The 12,355-nt window shown below is 63.4% G+C and carries 14 protein-coding genes and 1 tRNA gene; 12 read left to right on the plus strand and 3 right to left on the minus strand.

Going from position 1 to position 12,355, the window contains the following annotated elements; all coding sequences use genetic code 11:
- Window positions 1-129 precede the first annotated feature (129 nt).
- Window positions 130-1,173, minus strand: a complete 1,044-nt coding sequence (locus tag GGQ98_RS06380) for an amidohydrolase family protein (protein ID WP_184066788.1) — start codon at window positions 1,171-1,173, stop codon at window positions 130-132.
- Window positions 1,174-1,327: 154 nt separating this feature from the next.
- Here GGQ98_RS06380 and GGQ98_RS06385 point away from each other — a divergent pair, with 154 nt between their 5' ends.
- From GGQ98_RS06385 to GGQ98_RS06415, 7 genes are all read left to right on the plus strand, one after another.
- On the plus strand, window positions 1,328-2,131 hold the full coding sequence (locus GGQ98_RS06385; RefSeq protein WP_207791290.1) for an enoyl-CoA hydratase: 804 nt from the start codon (window positions 1,328-1,330) through the stop codon (window positions 2,129-2,131).
- Between the two features lie 52 nt (window positions 2,132-2,183).
- Window positions 2,184-3,044, plus strand: coding sequence for a helix-turn-helix domain-containing protein (locus GGQ98_RS06390; RefSeq protein WP_184066795.1), 861 nt, complete (start codon window positions 2,184-2,186; stop codon window positions 3,042-3,044).
- A 69-nt stretch (window positions 3,045-3,113) separates the two neighbouring features.
- Complete coding sequence (locus GGQ98_RS06395; RefSeq protein ID WP_184066798.1) at window positions 3,114-3,503, plus strand: hypothetical protein; 390 nt, start codon at window positions 3,114-3,116, stop codon at window positions 3,501-3,503.
- A 99-nt stretch (window positions 3,504-3,602) separates the two neighbouring features.
- Window positions 3,603-4,787, plus strand: coding sequence for a PepSY-associated TM helix domain-containing protein (locus GGQ98_RS06400; protein WP_184066801.1), 1,185 nt, complete (start codon window positions 3,603-3,605; stop codon window positions 4,785-4,787).
- On the plus strand, window positions 4,784-6,916 hold the full coding sequence (locus GGQ98_RS06405; protein ID WP_207791291.1) for a TonB-dependent siderophore receptor: 2,133 nt from the start codon (window positions 4,784-4,786) through the stop codon (window positions 6,914-6,916). The genes GGQ98_RS06400 and GGQ98_RS06405 overlap by 4 nt, the downstream gene beginning before the upstream one ends.
- Before the next feature lie 66 nt (window positions 6,917-6,982).
- Window positions 6,983-7,399: a VOC family protein gene (locus GGQ98_RS06410; protein ID WP_184066803.1), complete on the plus strand. Its 417-nt coding sequence runs from the start codon at window positions 6,983-6,985 to the stop codon at window positions 7,397-7,399.
- A 2-nt stretch (window positions 7,400-7,401) separates the two neighbouring features.
- Window positions 7,402-8,106, plus strand: a complete 705-nt coding sequence (locus GGQ98_RS06415; protein ID WP_184066805.1) for an NYN domain-containing protein — start codon at window positions 7,402-7,404, stop codon at window positions 8,104-8,106.
- Here the strand turns inward: GGQ98_RS06415 and rlmB are convergent, their stop codons facing one another.
- Entirely contained in the window at window positions 8,107-8,847 is a 741-nt protein-coding gene (gene rlmB / locus GGQ98_RS06420) for a 23S rRNA (guanosine(2251)-2'-O)-methyltransferase RlmB (RefSeq protein ID WP_184066807.1), read from the minus strand.
- 209 nt (window positions 8,848-9,056) lie between these two features.
- Here rlmB and GGQ98_RS06425 point away from each other — a divergent pair.
- Window positions 9,057-9,141, plus strand: a tRNA-Tyr gene (locus tag GGQ98_RS06425).
- Here the strand turns inward: GGQ98_RS06425 and GGQ98_RS06430 are convergent.
- The gene (locus tag GGQ98_RS06430) at window positions 9,142-9,612 is read right to left on the minus strand and encodes an Lrp/AsnC family transcriptional regulator (protein WP_184066809.1); all 471 of its coding nucleotides are present in this window, start codon (window positions 9,610-9,612) and stop codon (window positions 9,142-9,144) included.
- 121 nt (window positions 9,613-9,733) lie between these two features.
- Here GGQ98_RS06430 and GGQ98_RS06435 point away from each other — a divergent pair, with 121 nt between their 5' ends.
- The 4 genes from GGQ98_RS06435 (at window position 9,734) to rpmA (ending at window position 12,264) form a co-directional block, all read left to right on the plus strand.
- Window positions 9,734-10,921, plus strand: coding sequence for a cytochrome P450 (locus GGQ98_RS06435; protein WP_184066811.1), 1,188 nt, complete (start codon window positions 9,734-9,736; stop codon window positions 10,919-10,921).
- Window positions 10,922-10,977: 56 nt separating this feature from the next.
- Window positions 10,978-11,364 carry a heat shock protein HspQ gene (gene hspQ / locus GGQ98_RS06440; protein ID WP_184066813.1) on the plus strand — a complete coding sequence of 129 codons (387 nt, stop codon included), beginning with the start codon at window positions 10,978-10,980 and terminating at the stop codon, window positions 11,362-11,364.
- A 135-nt stretch (window positions 11,365-11,499) separates the two neighbouring features.
- The gene (gene rplU, locus GGQ98_RS06445; protein ID WP_184066815.1) at window positions 11,500-11,979 is read left to right on the plus strand and encodes a 50S ribosomal protein L21; all 480 of its coding nucleotides are present in this window, start codon (window positions 11,500-11,502) and stop codon (window positions 11,977-11,979) included.
- Window positions 11,980-11,994: 15 nt separating this feature from the next.
- Window positions 11,995-12,264 carry a 50S ribosomal protein L27 gene (gene rpmA / locus GGQ98_RS06450; RefSeq protein ID WP_184066818.1) on the plus strand — a complete coding sequence of 90 codons (270 nt, stop codon included), beginning with the start codon at window positions 11,995-11,997 and terminating at the stop codon, window positions 12,262-12,264.
- The last annotated feature ends 91 nt before the right edge of the window (window positions 12,265-12,355 follow it).

Consider the following 12,355-nt stretch of genomic DNA (forward strand, 5'->3'; position numbering starts at 1 on the left):
GGGCGGAGCGAAAATGGTGGATTTCGAGAACCGGAGCGGAGCGTACTAAAAGTACGTGAGCACCGGAAGCGCAGAAAGCCGCCGTTTGCAGCCCGCCCTGGGCTGAATCCCCACACACCCTAGGCGGCGTCACACGCTATCGATATCGATCCCGTAGGTCTGCGCCGCCGTACCCGCGAACAAGGCCGATCGTTCATCCTGCGATGCCCCTGCACAGATAATCTTGAATGCGTTCCACAGGACTTTGTAGGAGCAGCTTCCCTTGTCGGGCGGAAAATTGCTTTCGAACATCGCGCGCGACGGGCCGAAAAGCGCGATGCATGTTTCGACATAGGGCCGCCACGCGGCGGCAAGCATCGCGGAATCCGGCGGACGTTCGGCATGCTCGAAACCGAAGCCCATGAGCCGCATGCCCATACCGCCGATTTTCACCTGAACATTGGGGCAATGACGAAGCCGATCGAGGGCATCGCGCCAATCCCGGAATACGGCGTCACGCTTCCCGCTGAACCGGCCGATGCCGATCGGCGCGCCGATATGATCGAGAATGATGGGAGTGTCGGGAAAAGCCTCCGCAAGTTCCACCAGATCGTCGAGTTGGTGATGATACAGGAACGCATCGAAACTGAGCCCCAGCTTCGACAACAGACCGAATCCGCGCCTGAAATCAGGCTGACGAAGCAGGTCGCGGGGCTTGGCGGCCGATGGAGCGATAATATCGGGATCGGAATCCCAGGCCGAGACCTGCCGGATTCCGCGAAACCGGCCGCCGCCTGCCGCAATCATGGCAACCAGCGCCTCTTCGGCGTCGGGATGTCGCAAATCGACATGGCTTACGATGGCGGCGCAAAGCCTGGTCGAACCGTATGCGCCGCTCCGCCCCATCGCCGCGATGCCGTTCGCAAATTCCACTTCACCGACCGCTTTTAAATGACCGGCGCCCGTGTCTCGATACATCGACCGGCAATCGACATAAACGGTCGCGACGATGCGATGTCCGCTCCCCACATCGGCGATCAGTTGCTCCGGCATATAGCGCGGTCTGGGCGTATCCCAGACATGGTGATGCGCATCGATGATCGGCAGATCGGGATCGATCACCGGCTCATCATGCAGCGCCAGCCAGTCCTCGCGATATGCCGAATAGGTCAGGGTTGCAGCCGGCACACTCATTCAACTTTCTAACCCTGCCGCCCGAGCCCGCCAAATATTTATCAAGCCGATGGCCGTTATGTGGACATTCTTTCCCCGGAAAGATGGAGCTTCGAGCCAGACGATCTACCGTGCCCGTATCACTGGACGGAGCCGACCAAGAATGGATCGCAGTATGACAGATACGACCTATTCCGAAATTTTATACGAGCAGATCGGCGCAATCGCGCGCATTTCTCATAACCGACCGGCAGCGCGAAATGCCGAAAGCAAGTTGCTGCTGAATGAACTGAACGACGCCGTTTTGCGCGCGGGCGCCGACGCCGACATCAGAGTGATAATCCTGGCGGGGGTTGGGGACCATTTTTCCGCCGGGCACGATTTGAAAGAAGCCCAGACCTCGCGTTCCGCCTTCACCGTGGAAGAGCGGTGGGACTACGAAATTCTGCATTATTTTGAGTTCGCGCTGCGCATCTGGGATTTGCCCAAGCCGGTCATTTCCCAGGTGCAGGGCGCATGCGTCGCCGGCGGGTTCATGGTCGCCAACATGTGCGATCTGATGGTCGCGTCCGAAGATGCATTCTTTTCTGATCCGGTTTGCCAGACTCTGGGCACGGCAGCGGTTGAAATCCTGATTCACCCCTGGGTCATGGGCTTGCGCCAGGCCAAGGATATGCTGTTCACCGGCCGCCGGATATCGGCGAAGGAAGGGTTCGAGATGGGCATGGTCAACCGCCTCGTCGCCCGCGCCGACCTCGAATCGACGACGCTGGCGCTGGCCGAGCAGGTCGCAAAAGCGCCGCCCTTTGCGCTACGCCTGACGAAACGGTCGCTCAACCGGGGCTACGACATGCAGGGGTTCCGGACTGCGCTGCAGGCGCATTTCGACACTCACCAACTCTCCCACAACAGCGCGGAATTCATGGCCGCGCGTGATAAAGGACTTGGCGGCGCGATCGCGGAGGGCAAGAATAGGTGATCGGCAGGCGATCGTACCGCCACAGTCGGCGATGCCGTATCTGGAGGATGCAATGCCCGCAGACAGTGTTGTGGAAAACGAGATCGCGGCGGACGGCGTTTCAGTCCAGTTGATCAGCCACGACTGGTCGTCGCCGGTCGAATGCGAGTTCGCCGAGGCCAGCACCGATCACGTCATCGCCCTGCAATGTCAGCCACCTCAGGCAGTCTCGATGGGTCGCTATATGGAGTCAGGTGACCGGGAATTCTCACGGATCGGACGCGTATTGGTGATACCGGCCGGGCAGGCACTTCACGTCCGGGCGACCGGCGGCCCGGTGCAGGCGGTGCGGTGTGCCGTTTCCGAGCAGGCCGTGAACCGGATCGCAGGTTTTGATGCAATCTTTCGCAGACGGACGATGCGCGAGGCACTGGACATCCGCGACCGCCGTATCGCCGACACCCTGAAGCGAATGGGAGAGGAGGTTCGCCACCCGGGCTTTGCCAGTACCATGCTGATCGATTCGCTATCGACGAGCCTCATCATCGACATGACGCGCCATCTGGAAATGACCTGCGGATCGAGCGAGAATCGCCATAAAGGTGGATTGACCGTGCGGCAGCTGAAGCTGCTCTCGGATTATATCGACAGCGCGCCGCCCGGCATGACCCTGGTATCGCTCGCAAGACTGGTGGGGCTGAGCCGGCGGCACCTGAGCCGTGCTTTCCGGCAATCGACGGGCCAGACGGTTCACGAATATGTGGAGTTGACGCGGTTCCGCCGCGCCTGCGAACTCTTGAGTACAACCGATCTGCATCTCAAGGAGATTGCCTGGCGTACCGGTTTCGGTAATCCGTGCAGTTTTTCCACCGCGTTCCGAAAGGTCGGCGGAGAAGCGCCGAGCGCTTTCCGTCGCCGAATGCAGCTGAAGTAAACGGTCTGCGACATTTTGCATCGGGGAATCCTGCTGACATTGTCGGCGCTTACGCCTAGAGGGCGGAACATGGGGTCACGGATCGACAAGACGCAGCTGGGCTGGGAGCTTTTCGCGCTTCTGGCGTTCTGCGCGCTGCTCGTCCGGGCGATCATACCCACCGGCTACATGCCGACCGTCTCTTCAGACGGTATCGTGATGACGCTTTGCACCGGCAGCGGTGCGATCGAGGCGTTCGTACCCTACGACGACGATGACGGCGGCGCCCACCCCCAACCTGCCGAGGGTGCGTGCGTGTTTGCGATGTCGATGGGCGGCCTGCTGACCATCGTGCCGCTGCTGCTCGCCGCGCGCATCATGGCTTCAATCGCGCCCCGAAGCCGGGCGATCGCCGATCTTACGGTTCACCGCCTCGCGGCGCCGCCTCCCCCCGCTCACGGACCGCCCGCGCACGCCTGAACAGGCTCGCGCGGCGGACGGACTCTTTCTCGTTCGCTGCTGACCGCATGCACCGCGCCGGGTGCTCTGCGCCCCGGACCCGCACGAGATCAGAGTTCCATGCTCACCAAACGGAAGGCGAAAGACGCCTTCACCGCCGGGCTGCGACAAGTGCGTCGTTCCCTGCGACAGATTCATCTGTGGCTGGGGCTCAGCCTCGGGGCGCTTTTCGTCGTGCTCGGGCTGACCGGATCGGCGCTCGTTTTCTACGTCGAGATCGATGCCGCGCTGCACCGCGACGTTCGCGCCGACGCGAGTCTCCCCGCGCCCGGTTGGGACTCGCCTGTCTGGGACCAGGCGCTGGCGACCGCCCGCGCGCATCGCCCGGATGCCCGCGGTGAGTGGGCATTCGAGGTGACGGGAGAAGGCGGCCCGATTCCGGCACGCTATTACCCGCCCTCGCCGCACCACGGCCATCACGCCGAGCGCGAGATGCTGTGGTTTTCGTCCGACGGATCCACGATCGTCCGAAGCGATGCCTGGGGCAGCTACCTGATGAGCTGGCTCTACGAGCTTCACATGCATCTGCTCGCGGGCGAGATCGGCCGTCAGATCGTCGGATGGTCGGGCTTTGCAATGCTCGTTCTGCTCGCCACCGGCATCGCGGTCTGGTGGCCGCGCGGGCACTGGCGCAAGGCGCTCGCGTTCAAGCGCAGCGCCGTGCCGCTCCGGCGGTTGCGCGATATTCACAAGCTCTCCGGCCTGTGGAGCGCGCTCCTGCTGTTTGCGCTGGTGGCCACAGGCGCGCTGCTGGCGCTGCCCGGCATCAAGACGCAGATGTTCGCGGCGGCGCGGGCGGCGCCCGATGAAATCCCCTCACCCCGGTCCGGCGCAGCAAGCGGCCCACAAATCCCGATCACGACCGCACTCGCCGCCGCGCACGCCGCGATGCCCGATGCCCGCCTCGCCTTCATCGACGTGCCCGGCATCGGCGACAAGCCGTTCCGGATGCGCGTTCGGGTTCCGGGAGATCCGCAGCAGCGCTTCCCCGGCAGCTTCGTTTTCGTCGATCAATATTCAGGTGAGGTGCTCGGCATCCACGACGTTCGGCTGGGGAACGCCGCAACGGCGGTGAACAGCTGGATTCGCCCGATCCACGACGGCTCGATCGGCGGCCTGTGGGGACGAATCCTCGCCGTCATCCTCGGTTTCGTTCCCCTTCTGCTTTTCATCACCGGTTTTCTTCACCGCCGCCGCCGCCTCGCCGCGCGTGCCGGGTTCCATTCAACAGGGAGTCTATCGTGAAACCATCGCTCATTGCCGTCGCCGCCTGCCTCGCCGTGTCTCCTGCCTTCGCCGACGAGGCGGACCGCGAAACGATCATCGTCACCGGCCAGCGCGCGCTTGAAGACAAGACCGAGATTTCCGGCCGCCTCGGCCTCTCCATCCGCGAGACGCCTGCCGTCGTCGATGTCGTCACCCAGCAGGATTTCCAGAACCAGGGCATCCGCAGCGCGATCGAAGCGATGAACAGCGCGCCCGGCGTAGCATCGGGCAATCTGCCGGGTTCGATCGGGTCGGTGTCCATGCGCGGATTCCACCGCGCGGTGAACTATCTCTACGACGGCGTCCGCATGCCGAATTCCGACGCCGGAATGCGCAACTGGGATGCCTGGTCGTTCGAGCGGATCGAGGTCATCAAGGGCCCTGCATCGGTTACGTCGGGCGAAGGCGCGCTGGCGGGAGCGATCAACTTCGTTCCGCGCCGCCCGAGGCTCGATGATCTCGGCGGCGAAATGCTCGCCAGCTACGGCAGCTTCGATACCGCGCGTCTGGCCGGCGATGTCAACGTGCCGCTCGGCGAAACCGTCGCGGTGCGCGCCAATGCATCGTGGTCGCGCTCTTCGGGCTGGATCGACGACACCGACAGCCGCACCTTCGCGGCATCGGGCTCGCTGCTGTTTCGCCCAGGCGACCGTTTCTCGCTAACCGTTTCGGTCGACTATTTCGAGGACCGGTTCTCGACCGCCTATTTCGGCACGCCGGTCGTGTCGCGCGCGATCGCCCGCGATCCCTCGTCGGTCGTTTCCGGCAGCGCGGGGCTGGTGCTCGACAAGGCGATGCGGCGCGTCAATTTCGATGTGACGGACAGCGACGTCAGCTCGGATTCCACATGGCTGCGCGCCCGCGCCGAATATGAACTGACCGACACGCTCAGGATCGTCAGCGACACCGCTTATTACGACAGTTTCCGTAACTGGCAGGATGCGGACGAATACACGTTCAACGCGGCGACCGGCCTGATCGACCGCTACACCACGATCATCACGCACGATCACCGGTTCTGGAACCAGCGCGTCCATCTGGCTTTCGACGGCAGGGTCGGCGGGATGCGCAACCGTTTCACCGCCGGTTTCGAAGTCGGCCAGACCGATTTCTTCACCCAGCGCCGGTTCGGTTCGGCCGCGTCGGTCGATCCGTTCGATCCGGTTCGCGGCACGTTCCCGGCTGACACGCCCGCCAACTTTTCCACCCGTCAGGATGTGACGGCGGATGTCGATCAACTGGCCTTCTTTGCCGAGAATGCGCTGAACGTGAAGGACGAATGGCTGCTGGTTGCCGGAATTCGCTACGACGACATCAAGCTGGACCGGCAGGTGGAAAACGTCACCAGCGGCGCCGTGCAGACCTACGGACAGACATACGACCCGATCTCGTGGCGGGTCGGCACGGTCTACAGCGTAACGCCGCAAACGCAGCTCTTCGCGCAGTACACCTCTGCCGTCACGCCGGTCACCGGGTTTCTCTTCCTCAGCGCCGCAAATGCCGCCTTCGATCTCACCACCGGCGACTCCTGGGAAGGCGGCATCAAGACCTCGCTTGCAGACGATCGCGTACAGCTGACCGCATCCGTCTTCCATATCCGGCAGGACGACATATTGACCCGCGACCCCACCAATCCCGCCGTCGTCTTCCAGGGCGGCCGCCTGGCGTCGAAGGGCGCCGAACTGGCACTCAACTGGACCCCGACCGACGAACTGAGCCTGGCGCTGAGCGGCACGCTTCTCGACGCCGAATTCAAGGAACTGGTGGAAGCCGGCGGTGTCGACCGAAGCGGCAATCGCCCGCCGAACGCGCCCGAGCGGATTGCCGATTTCGTCGCTACCTATTCGCCCGGGGGCCTGCCGATCACGATCACCGGCAGTGCCCGGTACAACGGCGGCTTTTACACATCGAACGCCAATACGGTGAAGCTGGCCGGTTTCACCACCGTCGATGCGGCGATTGCATGGAACGCGGACTTCGGCACGCTCGCCCTGCGCGGCCGCAACCTGACCGACAAATTCTACGCCGATTGGTCGGGCTATGCTTCGGGCCTTGTCTTCATCGGCGCGCCGCGCAGTGTCGATCTGACATTCACCAGGCGCTTCTGAGGAGAGACACGTGAAGGCGCAGTTCAAGGCTTGCGCGCGCCCACACCCCGCGCCACTGTCCTGGCCATGACCCTGCAGCCCTTTCACCTCGCCTTCCCGGTTGAAGACCTTGCCGCCACTCGCCGCTTCTACGGCGATCTGATGGGGTGCCCGGAGGGGCGATCGTCGGAAAGCTGGGTCGATTTCGATTTCTTCGGCCACCAGATCGTCGCGCACCTCGCCCCCGGCAGCGCGGTGCATCGAAACCCGGTGGACGGCGATCAGGTGCCCGTGCCGCATTTCGGCATCGTGCTCGACTGGGCGGGCTTCCACGCGCTCGCGGACCGGCTCGGCGCGGCGAACGTCCGCTTCGAAATCGCGCCGCATGTGCGTTTCGCGGGCGAGGCGGGCGAGCAGGGGACGATGTTCCTGTTCGACCCCAGCGGCAACGCGCTCGAATTCAAGGCGATGCGAAACCCGCAAAACCTGTTCGCGAAGGATTGAGCATGGCCTTGAACGGCAATCACGAGCGCAGCCCCAACATCGCGCTGCTCATCGACGCCGATCAGGGCGGGCAAAAGTATCTCGATGCCGTGCTCACCGTGCTTGCGGAACTCGGCACCGTGAATATCCGCCGCGCCTACGGCAACTGGTCGAAGCCCGAGCTGGGCACGTGGGAGCCGGTGTTTCACGCCTACGCGATCATGCCGATGCAGCAGTTCGATATCGCCAAGCGCAAGAACGCCACCGACATGGCGATGGCGATCGATGCGATGGACCTGCTCTATTCCGGCCGGGTCGATGGGTTCGGCCTGATGTCGTCGGACAGCGACTTCATGCCCCTCGCCATGCGCCTGCGCCAGAACGGACTGCCGGTTTACGGTTTCGGGCGCGTGAGCACGCCCGAATCCTTCCGCCAGGCCTGCACGCGCTTCATCGATGTCGATGCGCTGATGCCGGTTCCCGACAAGACCGCGAAGGGCGAGATCGACGACCAGCTCGTGGCGCTGCTCATCGATGCCTACGACGCCGTGAAACGCGACGATCAGGGCTATGCCCGCCTTGCCGAAGTCGGCAAGATCGCGGGCAACCGTTCATCCTTCGATGTCCGCAACTACGGTTTCAAGCGGCTTTCGGAGCTGGTTGAAGCGGTGCCGAACTTCGTCACGGAACGCCGGGAAGGCACCGTCTTCATCAGACGCGTGCGCTGATCAGCGCGCCATCACAGCGTAGAGCGCAACGGCGGCCGCATTCGAGACGTTGAGACTTTCAACGCGGCTGGAAATCGGCAGCTTCGCCAGCACATCGCAGTGCGCGCCGACGTTCTGGCGCATCCCCGGCCCTTCGGCGCCGAGCACGAGCACCGTCGGCATGTCGGCCATCGCGTCCGCGAGCACCTTGTCGGCATCGCCGGTCAGGCCGATGCGCCAGTAGCCCGCCTTCGCCAGCTCATCGAGCGCGCGCGACAGGTTCGTCACCCGCACCCACGGCACGATTTCGAGCGCGCCCGAGGCCGCCTTCGCCAGCGCGCCCGATTCCGCGGGCGAATGGCGATCCTGCGTGACCACCGCCGCTGCGCCGAACGCCGCCGCCGAGCGCAGGATGGCGCCGACATTGTGCGGGTCCGTCACCTGGTCGAGCAGGAGAATCGGCCCTTCAAGGCCGATCACATCCTCCAGATGCAGGTCGTCGAGCGGCTCCACCTCCAGCACGAGGCCCTGGTGCGGCGCGTCATCGGGCACGAGGCGGGCAAGGTCCGCCGCCTGGCCGATTTCCACGGGAAGCCCTTCGGGCAGGTGAAACTTCTGGGCGATGTCGCTTGTCACCCACAGCTTGCGCGGGGTCCGGTCCGGGTTCTCGAGAGCGGCCTCGACTGCATGTTTTCCGTAGAAGCGCGGGTATTTGAACGCGCCGCCGCCCTTCGCCTTGCCGGATTTGCCCCGTCTGCCCATTGTCTTCTTTCCGTTCCGGCGCCAAGCCGCGCATGTTTCCGGCTCCTTAACCCGCGCGCTCCGTCGCTCCAAGCGTCTCTTGGGCCAGAGGGGCCCGGCCGTCAGCGCGCATGCACGGCCCCTGCACAACACGCGTTGACATCGCCCCGGCCATTCGCCATCTAGCCCGCCTTCCGCGCCCGGCTTTCTGGCCGGGCTGCCCGCCCTGTGGAGGGGTGGCCGAGTGGTTAAAGGCAGCAGACTGTAAATCTGCCCGCGTAGCGTACGCTGGTTCGAATCCAGCCCCCTCCACCATCACCCGATCCCGATCCGCTGTGCCGGCCGTTTGATCGGCCGCATGACGATGCTCGATGTGAGGCTCCTCACGCTCGGCAGTTTCAGCAGCGTGTCCATCGTCAGCTGCGCCATCGCCGCCATGTCGCGGACTTCCGCCCGGATCAGTATGTCATGCTCCCCGGTGAGCGCGACGCACTCGATGATGCGGTCGTCGCGCGCGACGCGGTCGAAGAACATTTTCGCATCGGTTTCAATGCGCTGATCGAGATCGACCATGATGTAGAGCGAAATGCTGGGGCCGAGCGCGGCCGGGTCCACCACGGCAACATAGCCACTGATGACCCCGGCCTCCTCCAGCGCCCGCGTCCGCCGCAGGCATGTCGACGGCGACATGCCGACGCGCGCCGCGAGTTCAAGGTTGCTGAGGCGGGCGTTGCGCTGCAGTTCCTTCAGGATCTGCATGTCGCCGGCGTCGAGCGTTATGGTCATAATGTTCACATTCCAACAAAAAATGATTCAAACTATCCGAATATCGCGCGATTCATGGCATTTTCGGCAAGATTGTTCAACCGACGCGGTCTAATCTTCGGGGAAGCAACGAAAGAGCCCCATGCCGCACGACCGAACGCCCCGCATCGAAACCACCGCCGAAGCGCTGGAGCGCGATCCCTATCCGATCTTCAGGGCGATGCAGTCGGGATCGCCGATCGGCTGGGTGGAAGAGCTCAACATGTGGCTGGTCGCGGACTATGCAAACGTCGAAGCGATTCTTCGAAATACGCAGGATTTCGTCACGGGAACGCCGGATTCGCTCATTTTCGACACCTTCGGCGACCATATGCTCACCACGGAAGGCGCGCAGCACGAGCGCTTCAAATCCCGCTTCCGCGCCGCCTTCAGCCCCGCCCGCATCCGCGCATCCATGGCACCCGGCACAGCCGCCTGCTCGCGCATGCTCCTCGATAACTTCGTCAATTTCGGCCACACCGAATTCCGCGCAGCCTACGCCAGCCGCCTTCCGGTGCTGTCCATCCTCATGCTGTTCAACATGCCGCTCGAAGAAGAAAAAAACCTGCGAACCTGGTACGATGGCTTTGAAAAAGCGCTGTCGAATTTCGCCCGCCATCAGGACATCCGCGCCCGCGCGCGCACTTACGTCAGCGAGTTTCACGCCCTGGTCCGCCGTCACATCGAGCGCGTGCGAACAACACCCGACGACAGCCTGCTCAGCGAGGTCGTCCACGATCCGAGCGAAGACCGACTCGACGACACGGAGATTTGCCGAAACGCATCCATCATCTTCTTCGGAGGCATCTCCACGGTGGAAGCCGTTATCCTGAACTGCCTCTACGCGCTCTGCACATACCCGGATGAGCGCGACAGGCTCCGCCGGAATCCCGACATGGCTCCTCAAGCGATCGAGGAGACGCTGCGCTGGCTTGCCCCGGTACAGTCAGCGACGCGGCATGTGGTCCGAGACATTCGCGTGGGCGAGACCGTCTTCCGCGCAGGGGACACGGTCAACTGCATGCTCGGCGCCGCCAATCGCGATCCGCGCGTCTTCGAAGACCCTGATTCGTTCAGACCGGGCCGGGCGAATGTACGCAAGCACCTGGGCTTCGCGCTCGGCCCGCATTTTTGCCTCGGATCGAATCTCGCGCGCCTGGAAGCCACGACAGCCGTGCGGCATATCCTGGAACGATGCCCCGACCTTCACCCGTCCGCAGATCACCCGATGGAGATTCGGGGCTTTGAGTTTCGTCAGCCGACGGCCCTGCACCTGGAATGGCAAACATAAAGGTTTTCGACGCAGCATCCTTTGCAGCGCGCGAACAGGCCCTTATATTCGCTACCATGAGTATCGCGAAATCCATTGCCGCCTCATCGCCGCGCCTCGTGCTCTCCCTCGGCGAACCCGTAACGACGGCCAGCTTCGGCATCGGCGAGGTGGTGCGCCACCGGTTTTTCCCGTTCCGCGGCGTCATATTCGACGTCGATCCGGAGTTCGCGAACACCGAAGAGTGGTGGGAAGCCATCCCGGAAGACATTCGTCCGGCGAAGGATCAGCCGTTCTACCACCTTCTGGCCGAGAACGACGACCAAACCTATGTCGCCTATGTCAGCCAGCAGAACCTGCTTCCCGATGAAAGTCCCGCGCCAGTGCTGCACCCCGCCGTCCCCGAGATGTTTGAGCGGATGCCGGACGGCAGTTACCGGCTGAAGAACCGGCATCGGCATTGATACCCGAAACCGTGCGCTGAATCGGTTGACATTGCCACCCGTCGCCAGTAGCTAGCTGCGCTTTCCGCAGGCATCGGCGTGTTTTTCGCGTGGGTGTCTGTTGTTCAATTTCTGGGCCTAAGGTAGCCAAAAGCCATGTTCGCAGTCGTGCGCACGGGCGGCAAGCAGTATCGCGTCGCCGCCGAGCAGAAAATCATAGTCGACCGCCTTCAGGGTGATGTCGGCGACACCGTACAGCTGGGCGATATTCTTGCCATCGGCGAGGGTGGTGAACTCAAGGATGTGGCCGATCAGGTCGTGTCCGCCGAGATCGTCGCGCAGCCCAAGGGCGACAAGATCATCGTCTTCAAGAAGAAGCGCCGCCACGGCTATCGCCGCCGCAACGGCCATCGTCAGCTGCTGACGGTGCTGAAGATCACCGCGATCGGCAAGGCAGGCGCTAAGGCGCCGAAGGCCGCGAAGGCGGAAGCCGCTCCGGCAGCTGAAGCCGCCGAGCCGGCCGAAAAGCCCGCGAAGGCCGCCAAGGCCCCCAAGGCTGAAGCCGCCGAAACACCGGCTGCCGAGAAGAAGGCTCCGGCCAAGAAGGCCGCCAAGCCCAAGACCGACGCCGAATAAAGAGGAGTTTGAACCATGGCACATAAGAAAGCTGGCGGTTCGTCGCGCAACGGCCGCGATTCGGCAGGCAAACGTCTCGGCGTGAAGCGCTTCGGCGGTCAGGAAGTCCTCGCCGGCAACATTCTCGTCCGGCAACGCGGAACGAAATTTTACCCCGGTCGTAATGTCGGCATCGGCAAAGACCATACGCTGTTCGCACTCGCCGAAGGCCGCGTCGCCTTCCACGATGGCAAGCTCGGACGCAAATTCGTAAGCGTCGATCCAATGCCGATGGCAGCGGAATAGCGAGGCGGCCCGCTTGACATACGGCCGCCGGGAAGGCGGCCCCTGAACAGGTGCATTTGCACTGGGATAGGGAGATGGGTCGCCATCTCCC

The sequence above is a fragment of the Sphingosinicella soli genome (assembly GCF_014199685.1).
Lineage (GTDB): Bacteria > Pseudomonadota > Alphaproteobacteria > Sphingomonadales > Sphingomonadaceae > Sphingosinicella > Sphingosinicella soli.

Bases quoted from the DNA above. Each gene is read 5' to 3' on its own strand.
- GGQ98_RS06415 (WP_184066805.1), top strand. From the start codon at position 7,402: ATGGCCTTGAACGGCAATCACGAGCGCAGCCCCAACATCGCGCTGCTC.
- GGQ98_RS06395 (WP_184066798.1), top strand. From the start codon at position 3,114: ATGGGGTCACGGATCGACAAGACGCAGCTGGGCTGGGAGCTTTTCGCG.
- GGQ98_RS06410 (WP_184066803.1), top strand. From the start codon at position 6,983: ATGACCCTGCAGCCCTTTCACCTCGCCTTCCCGGTTGAAGACCTTGCC.
- GGQ98_RS06390 (WP_184066795.1), top strand. From the start codon at position 2,184: ATGCCCGCAGACAGTGTTGTGGAAAACGAGATCGCGGCGGACGGCGTT.
- GGQ98_RS06380 (WP_184066788.1), bottom strand. From the start codon at position 1,173: ATGAGTGTGCCGGCTGCAACCCTGACCTATTCGGCATATCGCGAGGAC.
- GGQ98_RS06400 (WP_184066801.1), top strand. From the start codon at position 3,603: ATGCTCACCAAACGGAAGGCGAAAGACGCCTTCACCGCCGGGCTGCGA.
- GGQ98_RS06430 (WP_184066809.1), bottom strand. From the start codon at position 9,612: ATGACCATAACGCTCGACGCCGGCGACATGCAGATCCTGAAGGAACTG.
- hspQ (WP_184066813.1), top strand. From the start codon at position 10,978: ATGAGTATCGCGAAATCCATTGCCGCCTCATCGCCGCGCCTCGTGCTC.
- rplU (WP_184066815.1), top strand. From the start codon at position 11,500: ATGTTCGCAGTCGTGCGCACGGGCGGCAAGCAGTATCGCGTCGCCGCC.
- rpmA (WP_184066818.1), top strand. From the start codon at position 11,995: ATGGCACATAAGAAAGCTGGCGGTTCGTCGCGCAACGGCCGCGATTCG.
- rlmB (WP_184066807.1), bottom strand. From the start codon at position 8,847: ATGGGCAGACGGGGCAAATCCGGCAAGGCGAAGGGCGGCGGCGCGTTC.
- GGQ98_RS06385 (WP_207791290.1), top strand. From the start codon at position 1,328: ATGACAGATACGACCTATTCCGAAATTTTATACGAGCAGATCGGCGCA.
- GGQ98_RS06435 (WP_184066811.1), top strand. From the start codon at position 9,734: ATGCCGCACGACCGAACGCCCCGCATCGAAACCACCGCCGAAGCGCTG.